Origin of the sequence: Litchfieldia alkalitelluris, from assembly GCF_002019645.1 — a bacterium.
GTDB classification, from domain to species: Bacteria; Bacillota; Bacilli; order Bacillales; family Bacillaceae_L; genus Litchfieldia; species Litchfieldia alkalitelluris.
On sequence record NZ_KV917374.1, the window covers coordinates 1,463,592 to 1,481,344 of the forward strand.

The following is a 17,753-nucleotide window of genomic DNA, read 5'->3' on the forward strand; positions in this document are numbered from 1 at the left end:
GGTATTTTCCAATCATAAAAAAAAAGTAGGTACTAAAGTCTTATTTAGGAAACATTGTCCTGAAAAACACGTATAACAGACCATTTTTGTCTATAATTTTCCCAAATTTTCATTGAAGGAGTTTTCGAATAAATAAAGAATTTAATAGTATATATACATCATGACTAGAGGAGTGTGTTATGAATATAGGAAACAGGATAAAAATGGCAAGAATACACCAAAACATGACACAGGCTAAACTGTCTAAAGGTATTATTTCAATTTCTTATCTATCTAAAATAGAACATGGCCTAACAACTGCGAGTAGAGAAGTTCTTGAAATGTTATGTGAACGATTAGGATTGCCGCTTTCAGAGGAGCAGGAAGTTGAACTTATCAAGGAATTGAAAAGTTGGTATCAGCAGATTGTGCAAAAAAACTCTGAAGAGGCTTCCAGTTTATACAAAAAGTATAAAAATGCTTTTAGGGAAAATAGCGATTCTATAGCATTTATCTATTTTTGTTTATTTGAAATTCGTTATTTATTTACGGTTGGCGAAATGGAAAAAGCAAAAGTACAGCTTCTAAAACTAGAGTTAATTCAAGAATTATTAGACCGAGATATGAATTATTATTATCAAAAATTCCTTGGTCTCTACAACTATCTGACAGGACAGTATACTTTAGCTAAAGAACATTACCAGCTTGCTGAGAGATTACTTGTAAACAGTATTCAATATGAAAAGTGGGAAGAAGCTAATCTATATTATTCGATGGGTTTAACCTATAGCCAAACGAATAATCCAACACTAACGATCAGTTATACGAAAAAGGCCTTGGTTATATATCAATCATTATATGACCTAAAGCGATGCGCTGAATGTCATATATTACATGGTATTGGTTATGTGAAAACAGAAGAATTCAGTCTAGCTGAAGATAGTTATCGGACTGCAAGTAAATTAGCATATCAAATGGATGATATTTACCTTAAAGGACTTATACATCATAACCTTGGATATTTATTATCATTACAAGAAAGAACAACTGAAGCCATTAAGGAGTTTGAAAGTAGTCTAGAATATAAGGAAACTGGTAATTTAATAGGCCGGTTAAAAACAATCCTTTCTTTGACTAACGAGTATTATCTAATAGGAAATGTTGATAAAAGCAAAGAGTGGATAAGGGAAGCAAAAGAATTATTATCTCAATTTGATCAACATGATAAGCCGATAGAATATGATATTCATTTTACTTTATATGATTATTTGACAACTGGGCAATTTGAGGAATATGAGATAACCTTCAAAAAAGCAGGTATGACATATTTTAAAAAATTTGAAATGAATTATTATTTATCTTATTATTCTGAGATTCTGGCAAAGCACTATGAATCTGTCTTTAAATATAAACAGGCATGTTACTATTATGCTATATCAACCAATGCATTAAAAAAACAAAACTATATCTATTAGGAGGATACAAGAATGAAAAAGTTTTTAGTTATGACTTTACTTAGCTTAGGATTACTAGTTACTACTGTTGGTACTATTAATGGAGGCGGGGGCGGTGGCCCAGAGCATCCAGATCCACTTTCTGTTGTTGAACAACAATAATAATCTGTAAAACAAGTTAAAAAGGTGTAAGCTCCAGTCATTTTGGGCTTACACCTTTTTCTATGCGCTTGAAACAGATTTTTGTCTATTTGCTCCATAAAGGGTGAAAATAGTGCATTCGCCTAGTGTGGATCGCAGCTCATGGAACTCCGCAACCTAAGTTATTTTCAGGGTAGACACCTATGCTAAATAAGTATTTCGCACCATGGTGGATGAAAATGTTTACCCCTCAGTGTGTAATGAGCGAAGAGCCACCTGACTCCTGCGGGATCTAGCGGTCTCGTGAGACCCCGCAGGAGCCAAAAGCGACGAGGAGGCTCCCGGACTGCCCCGCGGAAAGCAGGTGGATCGCAGCTCATGGAACTCGGTTAACTAAGTTATTTTCAGGATAGAATTTGAATTTTCGATGTGACTCTATTGTGGATTACTTTCTTTTCATATTATATTGTAAGAATATATTGATATAGATACTAAAAAAGATACAATAACTATAACACTTTTCCAGAAATTAAAGGAGAGAGAGAGCTAATGTCTAAATACATGCTAGGTGTGGATATCGGAACAACGAGCACAAAGGCAGTTCTGTTTACGAAAAAGGGCATAGTTATGAGTCAACACTCAGTTGAATATCCCCTACATACACCTGTACTTGGAGCAGCAGAGCAAGACCCGGATGAGATTTTAACAGCTGTTATCACTTCGATTAAGGAATCAGTTGCAAAAGCAGGAATTGAAAAAGATGAATTATCCTTTATTTCTTTTAGTGCTGCGATGCATAGTTTAATTGCAATTGATCAACAAGGGTTACCTTTAACGAGAAGTATCACTTGGGCTGATCAAAGAAGTGAAAAATGGACAACAAAGATTAAAGAAGAGATGAATGGACATGAAATTTACATGCGGACTGGGACACCAATTCATCCAATGTCACCATTATCAAAATTAGTATGGTTAAAAAACGAACATCCTGATCTTTTCAAAAAAGCAGCAAAATTTATTTCAATTAAGGAATATGTTTTTCATGCACTGTTCGGAAGGTACATTGTAGATTATTCAATTGCTTCTGCCACTGGTTTATTCAATTTAAAAAAATTAGATTGGGATGAAGAAGCATTATTAATTACTGGAATTACCTCAGATAAACTTTCAAAAATTGTACCAACAACCGAAATTATTACAGGTTTAAATTCAGATATGGCAGAAAACCTCGGAGTTCGAAGGGGAGTCCCATTTATTGTTGGTGCAAACGATGGAGTGTTATCTAATCTGGGAATAAATGCTGTTGAACCGGGAGTTGTTGCACTAACAATTGGAACAAGTGGTGCAATTCGCACAGTTATAGATCAGCCAATTACAGATTCGAAAGGAAGAACATTTTGTTACGCTTTAACTGAGAAGCTCTGGGTTATTGGTGGTCCAGTCAATAATGGTGGAATGATTTTACGCTGGCTTCGAGATGAACTAGCCAGAGAAGAAACTGAGCACGCAAAAAAGCTTGGGATAGATCCGTATGATATCATTACTGAGAAAATATCAAAGGTGAAGCCTGGAGCGGACGGGCTAATTTTTCACCCATACTTAACAGGGGAAAGAGCACCGATTTGGGATGGAAATGCCAGAGGTTCTTTTTTTGGTTTAGGAATCCATCACAAAAAAGAACATATGTTACGTGCCGTTCTAGAAGGGATAAATTTAAACCTTTATACTGTTTTATTAGCATTAGAAGAAATCATTGGTGTACCTAGGAAGATTCTTGCTACAGGTGGCTTTGCTAGATCCAAAGTTTGGAGACAAATGCTTTCTAATATTTTTAACCAGGAGGTTTGTTTTCCTGAAAATGTCGAAGGTTCCTGCTTAGGTGCTGCTGTTTTAGGACTTTACGCTCTTGGTGAAATCGAATCATTTGAAATGACAAAAGATATTGTTGGTACTACAACAACCCAAACACCAGATTTACACGAAGTGAAGATTTATCAAGAACTAACGCCCATTTTTATTCGTTTGTCCCAAATATTTCATAAGGAATATAAAGAAATAGTTAGTTTTCAAAAGAAATATCAAGGTGAATTTCACTGATATTTAATAATTACATAGTTCTTACTATTTTATCTACTGAACAAATTATAGTTTTTCATTCGAGGAATAACGAGACGAAATTAAGGGGGGGAGAAATGAAGAACCGTAGTCAACAAACTATTAATCTACTTATCTTCTTTTATGCGGTTTTAATTGGATTACTCCTTATTTTTTCCCTATTGTATATAAGGGAAGTCAAGCAAGTCGAGCAAACTACGGTTGTCTTTTATAATGCCGAGGTAGAGTCTTCTTTGAATATCATTTCAGCGTTTTTAGCTCGTGTAAAGGAAGACTCTGTCGTTTGTGAAGAAGAGGGGTTTGTGGGAGAATTAGAATTACTTTTTTACCAATTGGATACGGGAATAATGAACATAACAGGAGAAGTTGGAATAAAACTAAAAGTCCCAGATAAGGTTGTGTCTCAACTTAAAGAATTAAGAGACGTAATTAGACCTTACCGCGAAAGTATTTATGAAGGGTACATTGATCGAAAAGCCAAGCAGGAAATCATTGACTTTACTGAACATCCGGGATGACATTAGTGAAAATTGGCAAGATGTTGAGTTAAGACTTGATTGCTTATTAAAATGAATATCTGAATCCATTAGGTGAGTGTGAGTTATATAACTTGAAGAATGAGCTATTCGCAGATTCTGTATTAGGTTGTATCCATATAAAGGTATGTTCAAGCTTTTTTAGATAATGCTAATACTAATGCAGAATCATAAAATAGCTAAGGGGTGTTGCGTATGTCTAAAGATATCGTGATTGAAGAACTTAATACATTACTGAGAGGTCAGCACATGGGAATTCGTTCGTTTGAACATTATATTCAGAATCTAACTGATGAAGAAATTAAGAAGCAGTTTCAGCAAATGCAAATAGAAATAAAGCATAATGCAGAGAGAGTCGCTGAAAGAATTCAAAATCTAGGTGGTGTTCCTGCCGACGATGAAGGAGTATCCGGATCAATACATAGTTTTATGCATAAATTTATGATATCAGATCAAACTGAAGGAATTGTTAAAGATGCTATAAAGGGAGAGGATCTTTATGGTGTTCATTATTCTGAGGAGCTTGTTAAAGGCGATCTAGATCATGAAAGTATGCGGATTGTTGAAAACGTACTAGATGTTAATCGAAGACATGTCGAACAGTTAAACCAAATTCTCCATTAGGTTATAAAGGGTGACCAAAAACATTTGTGATGGTTATTCATACCTAGAGAATGTAACTTAACTGGATTTATGTTTATTTATGTAATAAAATGGTAATTTAATCCATTCATTTTATTACGTAGGAGTCATTTTTGATGATAAATGCAATCTATGCTTCAATATGGTTATTCTCTTTATATAAATGGGGAGATTGGAAAAACTGGAAGAACTATTATTCAACCATCCTTTTCTTTATCCTAGGAGATTTTATTTATCTCTACCTGTTGTCGGATATTTATCCAATGTGGAAATACGAACCGTACCATATTGATGGGACTATGGGAATTACCAATACCCATGTTTCTTTATCTATTATGGCGATCAAATATCCTGCTACAGTTCTTATTTATTTATATCATTTTCCTGAGAACAATTGGAAAAAACAGTTTGGTTATCTATTACTTTGGGTCGGTCTGTATAGTATTAATGAGATTATTGATCTTTACTATGGTGTAATTAATTACTATAACGGGTGGAATTTTTGGTGGTCAATCATCATGAATATTATTATCTTCTCGACTTTGAGGATTCATTATCATAATCCGATTCTAGCTTGGTTAATGTCAATAGCGTTTATATTATGTTTATGGCATATTTTTAATGTTCCTTCAACTGTGTTCCGATAACGATAAATAAAAAGAAGCTCGCTGATGGTTAAAAAATCAACTTTTGTGAGAAAAATAGGAAAATTCATGTGTGAATGGGGAGGTTTTTGGAAAATTAAAGACAATAAAAAAAGGTACCAAATTGGCACCTTTAATATTTTTATAAAAAATAAACTACCCTATCATAATTTTTTCCTCTACATACTTATAAGGTAATTTCCTATTAGCTCTAGCTAAGGCAAACGCAAGTGTAAGCGGACCGACTCGGCCTATAAACATTAACACTGTGATGATGAATTTTCCAGCTACACTTAGCTCAGGAGTTAATCCTAGGGACATCCCAACCGTACCGAAGGCTGAAATTACTTCAAATAAAAGCACATTTAATGGTGCTGTTTCAGTGATGGTTAAAAGAAATAAAACGAAAAATATTACACTGATGGAATATACAGTAATTGAAAATGCTCGAAAAATGATGTCTTTTGGAATCCTGCGGCCCATAGTATTTACTTCTTCACGTCCTCTAATCATAGTCCATACAGCAAGAAGAATGATTACAAAGGTAGTTACTTTAATTCCACCCGCAGTCCCACCAGAACCGCCACCAATAAACATAAATAACATCGTAACAAATTGCGAACTTAATGTGAGTTCGCCCATATTTAACGTATTGAATCCAGCTGTTCTAGGAACGACTCCATGAAAATAAGCACCTAAGATTTTTTCTTTGAGTGACATTCCACCTAATGTACCAGGATTGTTGTACTCTAAACACAAAATCAAAATGGTACCTGCTACATTCAGCAGAAGTGTAACCCAAAGTACCAATTTAGTATGCAATGAAAGTTTCTTAAATGATTTTTTCTTTAGTATATCTAATACAACTGTATAACCGATACCTCCTATGATGAATAAAGAACTAAGAGTAACAATAATGGTGAAGTCTCCGACATAACTAGTGAGACTTCTGAAATCTCCCATAAGATCAAAACCAGCATTATTAAAAGCAGATACCGAGTGGAAAATTCCATAAAATAGAGCTCGACCTAATCCTAGCTCTGGCCACCATCGTAAAGCTAAAATTAACGCTCCGATTCCTTCCATTAAAAACGTGAAGATAAGTACAAACTTAACAAGCCTTACCATTCCTTCTAATGATAGCTGATTTAAAGATTCCTGTATCATCAGTCGACCCTTTAAACCAATATTTTTTCCTAGGAAAAGGGCGATTAGGATTCCGATTGTCATAAAACCGAGACCACCAATTTGAATCAAAACCATTAACACAATTTGACCAAAAGTGGTAAAGGTTGTTGCTGTATCTACAACCACCAAACCTGTCACACATACCGCAGAAGTTGCCTCAAATAGTGCATCAATAAATGACAAATGATGGCGGTCCTTTGTAGCAAAAGGTAACATTAGTAATAATGTCCCTAATAAAATTAACCCTAAAAATCCAATAGATAATGTTTGAGCGGGATTGATTCGTATTAATTCGCGAGATATTCGGATGCTGCCTAATTTCCTCATCATCATTTTCCTAAACCCTCGGTTCATTTATATTGGCTGCTTTCATAAACTTTGTTGCTCTGATAGGTCAATTAAAATCACTATGAACTAAGTAAAGCATCTATTCTTCCGAAACTACAACCAGAATGCTAAAAAAAAAAGTGATTTTTAATTCAAACTAGGGTAGTAAGCAACAATCTTTCAGAAAAGAGTCTTTAATTTTTAAAAAAACGCCCTCTACTTGAGAATGGCGTTTTTGTCCGTCATTTATTTGATTATGTTTAACAAGCGTAAGATTGGATTTTTAGAACGGTCAATGATTTTTAGATCATTCATGGATAATTTTTCTTTATGTTCTGAGATCCATTGGTGCAGCTCTTGTTTATTTTTACAATGCGTATAGTATGTTTCTCCACCTTTTCCGATAGCGTTTATAACAAATCTGCTGCTATTCCCCATAAGTGTCCACCTTTAAATGTTTTGTGTTCTTATGGATTATAACAAGGATAGTTCAAGTTTTCATTACATTTTTGTTGAAAAAAAGCTAACTGCTTAAATAGACTAAAACGTGATGTGTGTTGGGTTCATCTTGAAGGGATTTGGAAGATTACTACTTTTATATGAAACTTTAAAATAATTACTTCGAAGCTAGTTTAATTTCAGGAGAATCATCTACAAGTACATTTTCTCGATAATGTTTCCCCCAGTTGTACATTTTTTCTAAGATAGGCATAAGGCTTTCGCCGTGTTCTGTTAATGAATATTCTACCTTTGGTGGTACGATAGGATAAACCTCACGATGGATAATTAAATCTTCTTCTAATTCCCGCAATTGATTCGCTAGCATTTTTTGAGTGATATCTGGAATCATTGTTTTTAACTCACTAAATCTTTTGGTTCCTTCTTTCCCGAGATGCCACATGATCAGCATTTTCCATTTTCCGCCAATCACATGAAGAGTAAGTTCTTTTTCACAATTAAATACCTTTGCATCTATACGACTCATATTATCACTCCTCTATTTCAAAAACTGATTCACTACCTTTAGGATACTGCAGTATCAATTAGTATAACAAATTGTCGTTAACATGAAAAAAGATAAACCTTCATAGTTACTTTTTCCATACTAGATGAGATTTTGTTCACTTGATGAGTTTAAAGTGCGTACTTCTGTGAAGCTTAACCAGTTGTTATACTTTGTTTGAACGAAGAATAAAAAAGGGAGAGTGAATGTTTTGAAATTACAATTGGCACTAGATTTGGTAAACATAGAAGAAGCAAAAGCAGTGGTGAGAGAGGTTGAAGAGTTTATTGATGTGGTGGAAATTGGTACACCTGTCGTAATTAATGAAGGTCTTCGCGCTGTAAAGGAATTAAAAGAAGCATTCCCATCGTTAACTGTTTTAGCAGACTTAAAAATTATGGATGCAGGTGCTTATGAAGTAATGAAGGCTTCAGAAGCAGGTGCATCAATTATTACAGTTCTAGGTGCTACTGACGATTCAACAATTAAAGGTGCCGTAGAAGAAGCGAAAAAGCATGGATCAGAAATTCTTGTCGACATGATTAATGTTAAAAATCTTGAAGAACGTGCACGTGAAATTGACGCTTTAGGTGTTGATTATATTTGTGTCCACACAGGATATGATCTTCAAGCGGAGGGACAAAATCCATTTGAGCAACTTCAAACGATTAAACGTGTGGTGAAAAATGCAAAAACTGCTGTTGCTGGTGGAATTAAATTAAATACTCTTCCAGAAGTTGTTGCTGCTGGACCGGACCTTGTTATTGTGGGTGGAGGAATTACTGGGCAAGAAGATAAGCAGGCTGTTGCTAGTAAAATGAAACAACTAATCAGTGAAAGAACTGCTGTGTAAGTAGAGATTTAAAGTATGAATACATCTCAATACTTAACGAAAATAATTGAAGAACTCACCGAATCTGTAGGTAGGATTAGTCATGAAGATGCAATTCAACTAGTTGAAAAAATTTTATCAGCCAAAAAAGTATTTGTAGCAGGTGCAGGGCGTTCTGGTTTTATGGTTAAATCCTTAGCAATGCGTTTAACGCATATGGGAATCGATGCAAATGTGGTCGGTGAAACGACAACACCAGGTATGACAAAAACTGATTTATTAATCATTGCTTCTGGCTCAGGAGAAACAAAAACTTTGGTAGCTGTGGCTGAAAAAGCAAAGTCAATTGGTGGTTCTGTTGCAATTGTGACATTAGCACCTGAATCGACCATTGCGAAGTTATCTGATAGTATTGTAAGACTTTCAGGAGCACGAAAAGACGAGGCGGAAAATACTCAAACCATTCAACCAATGGGTTCACTCTTTGAACAAACTTTGTTACTATTCTTTGATTCAATTATTTTAGCAATTATGGAAAAACGAGATTTAAATTCAACAAACATGTATGGAAGACATGCGAATTTAGAATAGGTAGTTTAAGGCTAGATCAATGGGAATACTTAGCCCTTGATGTAGCCTTTTGCAGACTGGCCTTGGTACTTTCATATAACATTGCAATTTGAAACTAGGTTATGGTACATACGCTAAAAAAAAAGCACCTAATATTGGTGCCTCAACTCCCAGTATTTTGTACTTTTTCAATTGTTCCGTCTTGGCGGTGAATAGTTAGTTGCGCATTTTTCGTCTTTGCATAATACTGTCCTTTTTCTAATGCTTTTTCTTTTGTTGAGAAAACATGTGAAGCATGTGAAGCATTTTCTTTTTTTATCGCCCATTCACCATCTTGTGGAATAATATGATACATTACACGGAAAGAATCATCCATTTTTTCTGCCTGTGAAATGCCAATAGCAATTGCCCTACCTTCTTCATATCCCTCTTCTAATAAGGTATTTGATATTTCAATTGCTTTATTTCTGATATTTTCAGTTAAGTTTTTCATTGCTTCTGGGTAATTATTTTTAGTCCATACCAATAAAAACACCTTCCCATTTAAATTATTGCTTTTGATTAAGATTGACATCAACAGTTGGTACTTCAACGATTTCAAATGTAGCTGAGGCAAATTGAATTTTTTCAGAGCTAGTGTCTACTTCCTCTAAAATTCTCATGAATAACAAGTCTTTCGTTGTTCTTCGCGTTCGATACTCAGCCACATATCTAAGCGTAAATTCAACCCAATTATCATTGGCAACAACAGTAACCATTGGTTGTGTACTAGCATCTTCAATTAAGAACTTCTGCACCATTAAATTCCAATGTTCTCTTGCTTTGTCGGCATAATCTCCTGTGATCTCTATACCTATGTTTGAAATGATTGATCTTGCCGCTTGATAATTACTGCCATATTTAATGGGGATCTTGATTTCATCCCATAGGAATGGAAAATCATTTGAATAATTATAGACAGGCTCTTTAAATACAAAGCTGTTTGCAACTCTTACAATTCGTCCGTTATATAAATCGCCATCAACCCATTCGTTTACTTCCATAATGGTCGTTCGTAATACTCCAAGATCGATAACATCACCTTTAATTCCACCTAGTTTGACGCGATCTCCACTCTTGAAAATATTCCCAACCAAAATAGAAATCCATCCAGCTATACTAATGATGACTTCTTGCAAAGCGAAGGCAATACCAGCACTAGCGACACCGAGTACTACTGTAATACCACCAATTTGCTCACTATAGACGGCTGCTATAAAAAGAAGTGTAACTATATATCCAAAGATATTAATCATCTTACGTGTTTTATAGCGATTATCTTGTTCCTTTATATAACGGCCAATACTTCTTTGTAGAACACGAATGATAATTACAATGAGTGGAATCCCGATTAATACAATCGCTATTTTCATTAGCAAGGGATTAGAAATTAACGCTTTGATGCTTTCTTCCATTTAACAGTCCCCTAACAATAAAGTGAAAATATATCATTCTACTATTTATTAAGTTAAACGTGTGTTAGTTTATTGTTTATTGAGACACCATCTGGCTTATAGTGGAGCTTCACATTGGTTAACACTTCTGTTGCTCCCATATCAGTTGCAGTTGCTTGTGTTGCTTTAATGATTAACATGACTTCATCAAAACTTCCTTCGATGACGGTTTCCATTGGTCCAATATCATATCTCAGTCCAGATTTCTTAATAACCTCAATAATCTTAGGGATAACACCGTCTGTATCCATATCTTTTCCGTTTGGTAAAACTTGAATTCCTGCAGTTATTGTATCCATTTTTATGCTCCTTTCTAACTATTTATCTTCTTTTACCTTTCATTTGCGCTTGTTAAACATTTGAATATGTGATGAGGGGCAAAAGGTGTTTGGAATTGGAAAAATAAATTCATCAACTTGGCTACACGTATAATCAAAAATATTCGAACCATGTTATTAAACATTGGCACGAAAATGAAGAATTTCAATTTCTGAGATATATTCCAATTGAAGAAACTGTGATTAGAGAAGACTGTGAGCAACTACTTTCGAAAATTAAAGCTCTTCCCGTAAGTGACAAAACCTATGGATTAGTTCATGGAGATGTATGGCTCGAAAATGTTTTAGTGGAACACGAGTTATGGCCAACAATCATTGATTTTCAGGACTGCGAAAAGCACTATTATATGTACGATTTGGCTGTACCACTTTACTCTGCCCTTGAGTTTTCATTTCAGGGTAAGGGGAGTATGGTAGACTATGGTCGTTCCATTGCAAAGGCATTAGTAGAGGGGTATAGTGAAGAGCATAACATCTCAGAAGAAATGTATGAACAGCTCCCTCTGTTTTTAAAGCTAAAGGAAATGTTCGAATACAGTTTAATGCATATGTATTGGAACAAAGAAGAGATAACCGAAGAACAAATGAGAATCATGAATCTATATCGACTAAGAATTGAACATGAAATACCAGTGATCAGTTTATAGTAATATGAGGTGGCTATCTTCTTCAGCTTATAATTGTCCAAAACAAAACTAGGCAATCAATTCGGTGAGCCTAGTTTTGTTTATAGTAGTTAAAATTTGAATGAGGCACCATTCAACCATTGTCCGCCATCAATCGTAATACAGTCACCGTTAATATAATGTGCTTCAGGAGAGAACAAAAAGGCTGCTAAATTTGCAACTTCATCTACTTTTCCAAATCGATTTAATGGAATTCCGGCTAACACTCGTTCAACTGCTTCTTCATCTAAAATCAATCTTTCAGCGCCACCAGTTTCTTCAATTGGTCCAGGAGCAATTGCATTTACTCGAATTCCGTATTGTTTACCCCATTCAACAGCAAGGGTCCGTGTCATCGCGAGAACACCAGCTTTTGCGCTGGCTGAATGAACTACGCCAACTCCAGCTGTCCATGCATATGTAGCAACAATATTTGTGATACTCCCTGTTTTCTTCTCTTTAATCCATTCCTTACCTACTGCCTGAGTGCAATTCCAAGTTCCATTCAATACAATATCAATAACAGCCTTCCAACCATTTGGACTAAGGTCTTCTGCTCGAACTAAGAAATTACCAGCAGCATTATTAACAAGATAATCAATCGAACCAAACGCAGTTTTTGTTTGATCAACCATACTCTGAACTTTTTCAAGATCTCGTACGTCCATGACAACAGGGAGGACCTGACCTTCAAAAGTTTCGATTTCTTCTTTAGCACGGTTAAGCTTCTCAGGATCACGACCACTAATCGTTACAAACGCTCCATCCTGGGCAAAACGCTTGGCCATCGCCTTTCCCATTCCATTACTTCCTCCAGTTACGATTACTACTTTATCCTTCATATGGTTCCTCCTTTTCTATTTATCTATCATATTAATATTCTTAAATTTAATCATTAATGAATCAATCCTGTTCTTAAAGCAACACCTACCGCTTCTGCCCGATGTCTTATTCCTAGCTTTCGGTTTACAGAAGTTAAATAATCACGAGCGGTAAATTCGCTAATACTCATCGAGGTTGCATGAATCCCTCCTATATTTTCAGCAATTTAAACTGATTGATTCTAGTTTAAAATAGAATGTAAGCACTTACATTTTACTGTTGTTTATTAAATTATTCAATAAATTTCTATTAATCTAGCTGTTTTATCAGAAGGAGGAGAAGAAATCACCTACAGCAACTGGATTAACGGATGCCTATGCCCTACATGCAATCCGATTGATTCAAAGAAATTCTTCCAATTGTCGTGTCTGATGGGAAGAACCTTGATGCAAGAATGGAGATGCTTCAAGCATTCGCAGTCGAAACCCCTTTGGATGATCCTGAATTGTTATTTGCCGGTGTGATTGAAAAAATCAAAATGCTGCAATATAAAGCTGGGTTACCTAGTGATTTTTCACATTATAAGATATCAGAGGGTGATTTACAAAGGACTGTTGTAGCAGTTTCATCAGATCCCGCCGCACTTAACTTTCCGATTCCACCTGAGTTAATTCGTTCGATTGGGGAGAAGATTGTTAGGTTAGAGGTTAAGAATTAAATAAGAAGGATACATTTACAAGTAGGTCTGTAAAAATCCACAGGCCTTTTTCTTATGTAAATATGGAAGAATATCTTCATGGTAATTAGACGTCTAATTAATAAGAAACAAATAGTTGGGAATAAATAAATTGAAACTAAACTACTTTGGGGAGGTAAAATAATGTTAAAGACTGTAGATGTCGGCTTAATGGCTAACCATATACCAGCACATAAAGGGGTTATTAGTAGGCTTGAAGTATATAGCAGACATGTTAATAACCAGCAATTGATGGTCATTTTCCAAAAGCAAATTATGATGATGAAAAATCACGTACAGGCGATGAATCAATTACTAAATCCTAATCAAAATAATCAGGTCATGTTACCGCCCATTCCGCAAAATATTCCACTCTATACGGATCAAACAAAAGGAAGTATTGGAATAGAAGACAGAGAAATGGCACTCGATTCACATTTTACTGCAAATGCCATGGCAAATGAAAATTTCATGTCAGCTACCAATATGAAAAATACTCATGTAAAAAGAGCTCATGTTGAGATGGGACTTCAACAATTAGATATTGCGGGTCAACTTGAGATCTTAGCACAGCAGCAAGGATGGTTAACACATCCAAATGCAACAATGATGGAGCAAAATGAATCCATGAATCACCTGAACAAATCTAATCAAGGGTATATGAATATGCAAAATAATAGCTACCAAACATTCAATCAAAGAAATCATTAAAAGCTTGAAAATTCCTGAGTAATAAAAGGATGAATGAATATGGGCTTAAAAGAAATTGGAAAATTGGATCGGACATTAATTGTCCTTTTAGCAGGTGTTTTATTATCACATTTAGGAACATACATGATTCTGCCTATGCTACCTATCATTTTAACGCTTGATAATGGTTTTTCCATTGCACAGGTCGGAATCATTTTAGCGAGTATTGCGATTGCTTTTCAGGTTGGAAGCATTAGTGGCGGAGTACTTGCGGACCGGATTGGAAGAAGATTTATCATTGGATTAGGTGCACTGATTACTGCGCTAGGGATAATAGGTTTTGGCGTGTTTGCAGGATTTCTTTTATTATTGCTGATGGCTATTACAATAGGTCTGGGCACAGGACTAAATGCACCTTCAACAAAAGCATCGATTGCAGCAATTGCCTCTTCAAAGAATCGTACTACTGCTTTCTCACTAAGAGGAATTGCCGCAAATATAGGAACTGCAACTGCTGGCTTAATTGTCTTCTTCTTAATTGTAGGTACATCCAAAATGATTTTTTGGATTGGAGGCGTAATATATATTCTATGGGCAATTATTGGTTGGACTCTTTTGCCAAAAGACTGTGGTAATATGCCTTGTCCACCGGTGCCAACTGGTGCTTATAAGGAGATTTTTAAAAATAAGCCTTTTCTTGTATTCAGTTTTGTCACAATATTTATTTGGATCTTATACGCACAGCTTTCTCTTGCATTACCACTTCGGGCAGCAGCAATCCTTCCTGAACCCAAGAATGTTGCCTTGATCTGGACGATAAATAGTTTTATCGTGATATTAAGCCAAACTCTGATTACCAAGAAAATCATTGATAGAGTGCATCCTCTAACAGCGTTAAGTATTGGAGTTTTATTTATATCAGGTGGCATTGCTTCTTTATTCTTTGCTACATCATTTTCACTACTTGTTATGAGTGGAGCGATATTTGTATTAGGTGAGATGTTAATTCTTCCAACAATTGATAGTACCATTTCGCAATTATCAACATCACAGTTAATAGGTGTATTTTTTGCATTATCCAATGTAGTGTCTGGATTAGGTGAAGCAGGTGGGAAGTCGATTGGGGGAAGGCTACTAGGACTAAATGGTGGAGAAAGTTCAATTCCCTGGATGGTTTACGGTATCTCTGGAGTGATTTTGTTTCTGATCGTGTATTTTTTGAAGAAATGGCAGCCACTTGATACGTCACTAAGAATTGCCGCTGGTAAAGAAAATAAGCCTTCACATGCCCCAATAGTCTCTATTGAGCCCCCTCAGCAAAGAAGTCACCCATTTAATAGCTGGGAACCTGAGGTGTTTTTTAGGAAAAAACCAAGAACAGAATAAATGAAACAAGAAGCCCAGTGCAGAGGCTTCTTGTTTTCCGTGAAGTGTTTATGACTGCTGCAGTTTGGTTATGGCTGTACTATACTCTATTAATATTTGCCAAAAAGGTGAGGGCAGAAGACATAATAACTCAAAAAGGGCGCTTTTAATAGAATTAAATAATAGAAATGAAACGAAAAGTTGTTTTGAAGGCTTGGGTTTCGATGTGTGTTTTAAATATGCAGTTTGTATTGTGGATAAAAAGATAATCGTAAAACGCGAAAAAATGTCTATTTAGGATATAATCTAAGCAATAATGGAATTTGGGAATATCCTATGGGTAAATCACGAATAAGGATGGGTGCCCAAATGAACAGATATTATCAATCCCAATATCCATATAATCATTATTATCAACCTCATTACAAGCCAAGAGATATAATTTATAAAGAAGGCGGTATTGAACAACCTAATAAGATTTTATCGAAGCTGGATGAAATCAAAAAGAAGGTTGATTCTACCTGAGAAGAAAGTAAGTAAGATTGAACAGCTGTTGAATTTGAAAAAATAATTTCATAAGCTCTTTTACAGGGTGCCTCATCTCAACATAGGATGGGGTTATTTTTATCCCTTATTGACCCGTCACTTCTTAATAACAAAAAAGGATCCCTACAATAATTAATAATATAAATAGAACAACAAAGATAATTAATTGTTTTTCTTGCTTACGAAGTCCTCTCGTTCCGGTAGTAGCTCCGATGATAATTAAAAGTATGAACAAGATGACAATTAGAATAAAATCACTTCTCATTATTAAGCCTCCTTTAGCTATTATGTATTCTTTTAAAAGTATGGTATAGATTAAAGCTGTAGTTGTTAATTTTTATATGTATAATGGAAGTTATCTTACAATTAAACAAGAAGCCTGTTGCAGGAGGCTTCTTGTTTTTCCGCTGAGATGTTAAAAATGAGTCTTGCGGATACGGTGGATACTATATTCTATTAAAAATCTAGTAAATGGTGCAGGCATAGGAACTAACTTTTTAAAAAAGGCGCTTGTTATCAAATATAATAGTCGACAGAAGGGTCTGCTAGGTTTTCTCGAATTATTGATTAATAGGGGGGGGTACACAAAAATAAAAAAAGGTTAATTATTGGGCTTCTATTACAGACGAATACTTAAGAAATGAATAAGGTAATAGTAGTCTATTTTTTTCAATAGGACTAACAAAATTGAATAACTATCATATGCCTTTAGTAAACTATTATTAATAATAGTTGCTAATGGTTCAAGGTGGGTTATTAACCTAGACACACATAAAAGGCTACACCATCAAACGGTGTAGCCTCATTATTTATTTAGTAACCATAACCTCCACCAATTGGATAGTTATTACCAACAATAATTAATAGAATGAACAATACTACTAAAAGTGTAAAACTGTTCCCCATGTTACCAAATCCTCCGTAACTCATAAATTCACCTCCTTTTATAGAGACTATATTAAAGAGTTATATTAGTAACCTTGTGCAATTGGATAGTTTGATCCAACAATAATTAATAGAATGAACAATACTACTAAAAGTGTAAAACTGTTCCCCATGTTACCAAATCCTCCGTAACTCATAAACTCACCTCCTTTTATAGAGATATATTAAAGAGTTATATTAGTAACCTTGTGCAATTGGATAGTTTGATCCAACAATAATCAATAGAATAAATAATACTACTAAAAGTGTGAAGCTATTTGAATTATTACCCCATGAGTAACCCATTTATCTATCACCTCCTTAAGTCTATCTGTATAGACTATGAAGATCATCCATTGTGGAAAAGGTGTCTATCATAAATTAAATAAAAATAGGTGTATGTTTGATTTAGTCAATTGGTCCTTCTTGTGCAATTGGATAGTTTGATCCCACTATAATTAATAGGAGATGAATAAAACAACCAATAAGGTGAAACTATTAGCAGTGTTTTCAAAGAATCCACCACCTGCACTAGCTCCGTAACCATAGCCATAACCATATCCAGCTCCGTGGCCAGCTCCTCCATAGAAGTAACTCATATTTCGTCACCTCCTTTTTTGCTTTATACTATACTCTATGAAAAAAATTAATAGATGATAGGATTTTTGCCAGTATTGATATAAAAATAGGCAAATATTTAATAGATCTTGATTAGTAAATTTTTGCTAGAGATACTGCTATCA

The 17,753-nt window shown here is 34.9% G+C and carries 25 protein-coding genes; 13 read left to right on the plus strand and 12 right to left on the minus strand.

All coding sequences use genetic code 11. The features are described 5' to 3' along the window. The first annotated feature begins 179 nt into the window (after positions 1 to 179). The 6 genes from BK579_RS06785 (at position 180) to BK579_RS06805 (ending at position 5,514) form a co-directional block, all read left to right on the plus strand. Entirely contained in the window at positions 180 to 1,454 is a 1,275-nt protein-coding gene (locus BK579_RS06785; RefSeq protein WP_078544470.1) for a helix-turn-helix domain-containing protein, read from the plus strand. Between the two features lie 12 nt (positions 1,455 to 1,466). Continuing rightward, complete coding sequence (locus BK579_RS26700; RefSeq protein WP_268876458.1) at positions 1,467 to 1,595, plus strand: hypothetical protein; 129 nt, start codon at positions 1,467 to 1,469, stop codon at positions 1,593 to 1,595. A 528-nt stretch (positions 1,596 to 2,123) separates the two neighbouring features. Continuing rightward, a complete protein-coding gene (gene gntK / locus BK579_RS06790) occupies positions 2,124 to 3,671 on the plus strand; it encodes a gluconokinase (protein ID WP_078544471.1) in 1,548 nt (515 codons plus the stop codon). A gap of 95 nt (positions 3,672 to 3,766) precedes the next feature. Further along, positions 3,767 to 4,207: a hypothetical protein gene (locus BK579_RS06795; RefSeq protein ID WP_078544472.1), complete on the plus strand. Its 441-nt coding sequence runs from the start codon at positions 3,767 to 3,769 to the stop codon at positions 4,205 to 4,207. 213 nt (positions 4,208 to 4,420) lie between these two features. Continuing rightward, positions 4,421 to 4,849 (plus strand): DUF2383 domain-containing protein, encoded by a 429-nt coding sequence (locus BK579_RS06800; RefSeq protein ID WP_078544473.1) that lies wholly within the window; start codon positions 4,421 to 4,423, stop codon positions 4,847 to 4,849. Between the two features lie 134 nt (positions 4,850 to 4,983). Then, positions 4,984 to 5,514 carry a CBO0543 family protein gene (locus tag BK579_RS06805; protein ID WP_078544474.1) on the plus strand — a complete coding sequence of 177 codons (531 nt, stop codon included), beginning with the start codon at positions 4,984 to 4,986 and terminating at the stop codon, positions 5,512 to 5,514. 153 nt (positions 5,515 to 5,667) lie between these two features. Here BK579_RS06805 and BK579_RS06810 read toward each other — a convergent pair whose 3' ends face one another. From BK579_RS06810 to BK579_RS06820, 3 genes are all read right to left on the minus strand, one after another. Next, complete coding sequence (locus tag BK579_RS06810; protein WP_078544475.1) at positions 5,668 to 7,026, minus strand: TrkH family potassium uptake protein; 1,359 nt, start codon at positions 7,024 to 7,026, stop codon at positions 5,668 to 5,670. Positions 7,027 to 7,272: 246 nt separating this feature from the next. Further along, entirely contained in the window at positions 7,273 to 7,464 is a 192-nt protein-coding gene (locus BK579_RS06815; protein WP_078544476.1) for a hypothetical protein, read from the minus strand. 178 nt (positions 7,465 to 7,642) lie between these two features. Then, positions 7,643 to 8,011, minus strand: coding sequence for a transcriptional activator HxlR (locus BK579_RS06820; RefSeq protein ID WP_078544477.1), 369 nt, complete (start codon positions 8,009 to 8,011; stop codon positions 7,643 to 7,645). A gap of 229 nt (positions 8,012 to 8,240) precedes the next feature. On the opposite strand from BK579_RS06820, the gene hxlA reads away from it, so the two are divergent. Together hxlA and hxlB are read left to right on the plus strand one after the other, a co-directional pair. Continuing rightward, entirely contained in the window at positions 8,241 to 8,882 is a 642-nt protein-coding gene (gene hxlA, locus BK579_RS06825; RefSeq protein WP_078544478.1) for a 3-hexulose-6-phosphate synthase, read from the plus strand. Between the two features lie 15 nt (positions 8,883 to 8,897). Further along, the gene (gene hxlB, locus BK579_RS06830; protein WP_078544479.1) at positions 8,898 to 9,452 is read left to right on the plus strand and encodes a 6-phospho-3-hexuloisomerase; all 555 of its coding nucleotides are present in this window, start codon (positions 8,898 to 8,900) and stop codon (positions 9,450 to 9,452) included. Positions 9,453 to 9,594: 142 nt separating this feature from the next. Here the strand turns inward: hxlB and BK579_RS06835 are convergent, their stop codons facing one another. The 3 genes from BK579_RS06835 to BK579_RS06845 are packed head-to-tail and all read right to left on the minus strand — an operon-like array spanning position 9,595 to position 11,223. Further along, positions 9,595 to 10,005 carry a DUF2188 domain-containing protein gene (locus tag BK579_RS06835; protein WP_235848361.1) on the minus strand — a complete coding sequence of 137 codons (411 nt, stop codon included), beginning with the start codon at positions 10,003 to 10,005 and terminating at the stop codon, positions 9,595 to 9,597. Next, positions 9,980 to 10,885, minus strand: a complete 906-nt coding sequence (locus BK579_RS06840) for a mechanosensitive ion channel family protein (RefSeq protein WP_078544480.1) — start codon at positions 10,883 to 10,885, stop codon at positions 9,980 to 9,982. Before BK579_RS06840 ends, BK579_RS06835 begins: the two co-directional genes overlap by 26 nt. Before the next feature lie 53 nt (positions 10,886 to 10,938). Beyond that, the gene (locus BK579_RS06845; RefSeq protein ID WP_078544481.1) at positions 10,939 to 11,223 is read right to left on the minus strand and encodes a thiamine-binding protein; all 285 of its coding nucleotides are present in this window, start codon (positions 11,221 to 11,223) and stop codon (positions 10,939 to 10,941) included. A gap of 155 nt (positions 11,224 to 11,378) precedes the next feature. Between BK579_RS06845 and BK579_RS06850 the strand changes: the two genes are divergently transcribed. After that, the gene (locus BK579_RS06850; protein WP_407936268.1) at positions 11,379 to 11,909 is read left to right on the plus strand and encodes a phosphotransferase enzyme family protein; all 531 of its coding nucleotides are present in this window, start codon (positions 11,379 to 11,381) and stop codon (positions 11,907 to 11,909) included. A gap of 89 nt (positions 11,910 to 11,998) precedes the next feature. Here the strand turns inward: BK579_RS06850 and fadH are convergent, their stop codons facing one another. Next, entirely contained in the window at positions 11,999 to 12,769 is a 771-nt protein-coding gene (gene fadH / locus BK579_RS06855) for a 2,4-dienoyl-CoA reductase (RefSeq protein ID WP_078544483.1), read from the minus strand. Between the two features lie 404 nt (positions 12,770 to 13,173). On the opposite strand from fadH, the gene BK579_RS06860 reads away from it, so the two are divergent. From BK579_RS06860 to BK579_RS25510, 4 genes are all read left to right on the plus strand, one after another. Then, entirely contained in the window at positions 13,174 to 13,467 is a 294-nt protein-coding gene (locus BK579_RS06860; protein WP_204524689.1) for a dehydroquinate synthase/iron-containing alcohol dehydrogenase family protein, read from the plus strand. Positions 13,468 to 13,629: 162 nt separating this feature from the next. Then, positions 13,630 to 14,196, plus strand: a complete 567-nt coding sequence (locus tag BK579_RS06865; protein ID WP_078544485.1) for a hypothetical protein — start codon at positions 13,630 to 13,632, stop codon at positions 14,194 to 14,196. A gap of 39 nt (positions 14,197 to 14,235) precedes the next feature. Next, the gene (locus BK579_RS06870) at positions 14,236 to 15,561 is read left to right on the plus strand and encodes an MFS transporter (protein WP_078544486.1); all 1,326 of its coding nucleotides are present in this window, start codon (positions 14,236 to 14,238) and stop codon (positions 15,559 to 15,561) included. 348 nt (positions 15,562 to 15,909) lie between these two features. After that, positions 15,910 to 16,065, plus strand: coding sequence for a hypothetical protein (locus BK579_RS25510; RefSeq protein WP_169891083.1), 156 nt, complete (start codon positions 15,910 to 15,912; stop codon positions 16,063 to 16,065). 124 nt (positions 16,066 to 16,189) lie between these two features. Here BK579_RS25510 and BK579_RS06875 read toward each other — a convergent pair whose 3' ends face one another. The 5 genes from BK579_RS06875 to BK579_RS25240 form a co-directional block, all read right to left on the minus strand. Next, positions 16,190 to 16,351: a YjcZ family sporulation protein gene (locus BK579_RS06875; protein WP_078544487.1), complete on the minus strand. Its 162-nt coding sequence runs from the start codon at positions 16,349 to 16,351 to the stop codon at positions 16,190 to 16,192. 548 nt (positions 16,352 to 16,899) lie between these two features. After that, the gene (locus BK579_RS06880; RefSeq protein ID WP_078544488.1) at positions 16,900 to 17,016 is read right to left on the minus strand and encodes a YjcZ family sporulation protein; all 117 of its coding nucleotides are present in this window, start codon (positions 17,014 to 17,016) and stop codon (positions 16,900 to 16,902) included. A 41-nt stretch (positions 17,017 to 17,057) separates the two neighbouring features. Next, positions 17,058 to 17,168: a YjcZ family sporulation protein gene (locus BK579_RS06885; RefSeq protein ID WP_078544489.1), complete on the minus strand. Its 111-nt coding sequence runs from the start codon at positions 17,166 to 17,168 to the stop codon at positions 17,058 to 17,060. A gap of 40 nt (positions 17,169 to 17,208) precedes the next feature. Next, complete coding sequence (locus BK579_RS06890) at positions 17,209 to 17,316, minus strand: YjcZ family sporulation protein (protein ID WP_078544490.1); 108 nt, start codon at positions 17,314 to 17,316, stop codon at positions 17,209 to 17,211. A gap of 152 nt (positions 17,317 to 17,468) precedes the next feature. Beyond that, entirely contained in the window at positions 17,469 to 17,609 is a 141-nt protein-coding gene (locus tag BK579_RS25240; RefSeq protein ID WP_407936242.1) for a sporulation protein YjcZ, read from the minus strand. Positions 17,610 to 17,753: the final 144 nt, after the last annotated feature.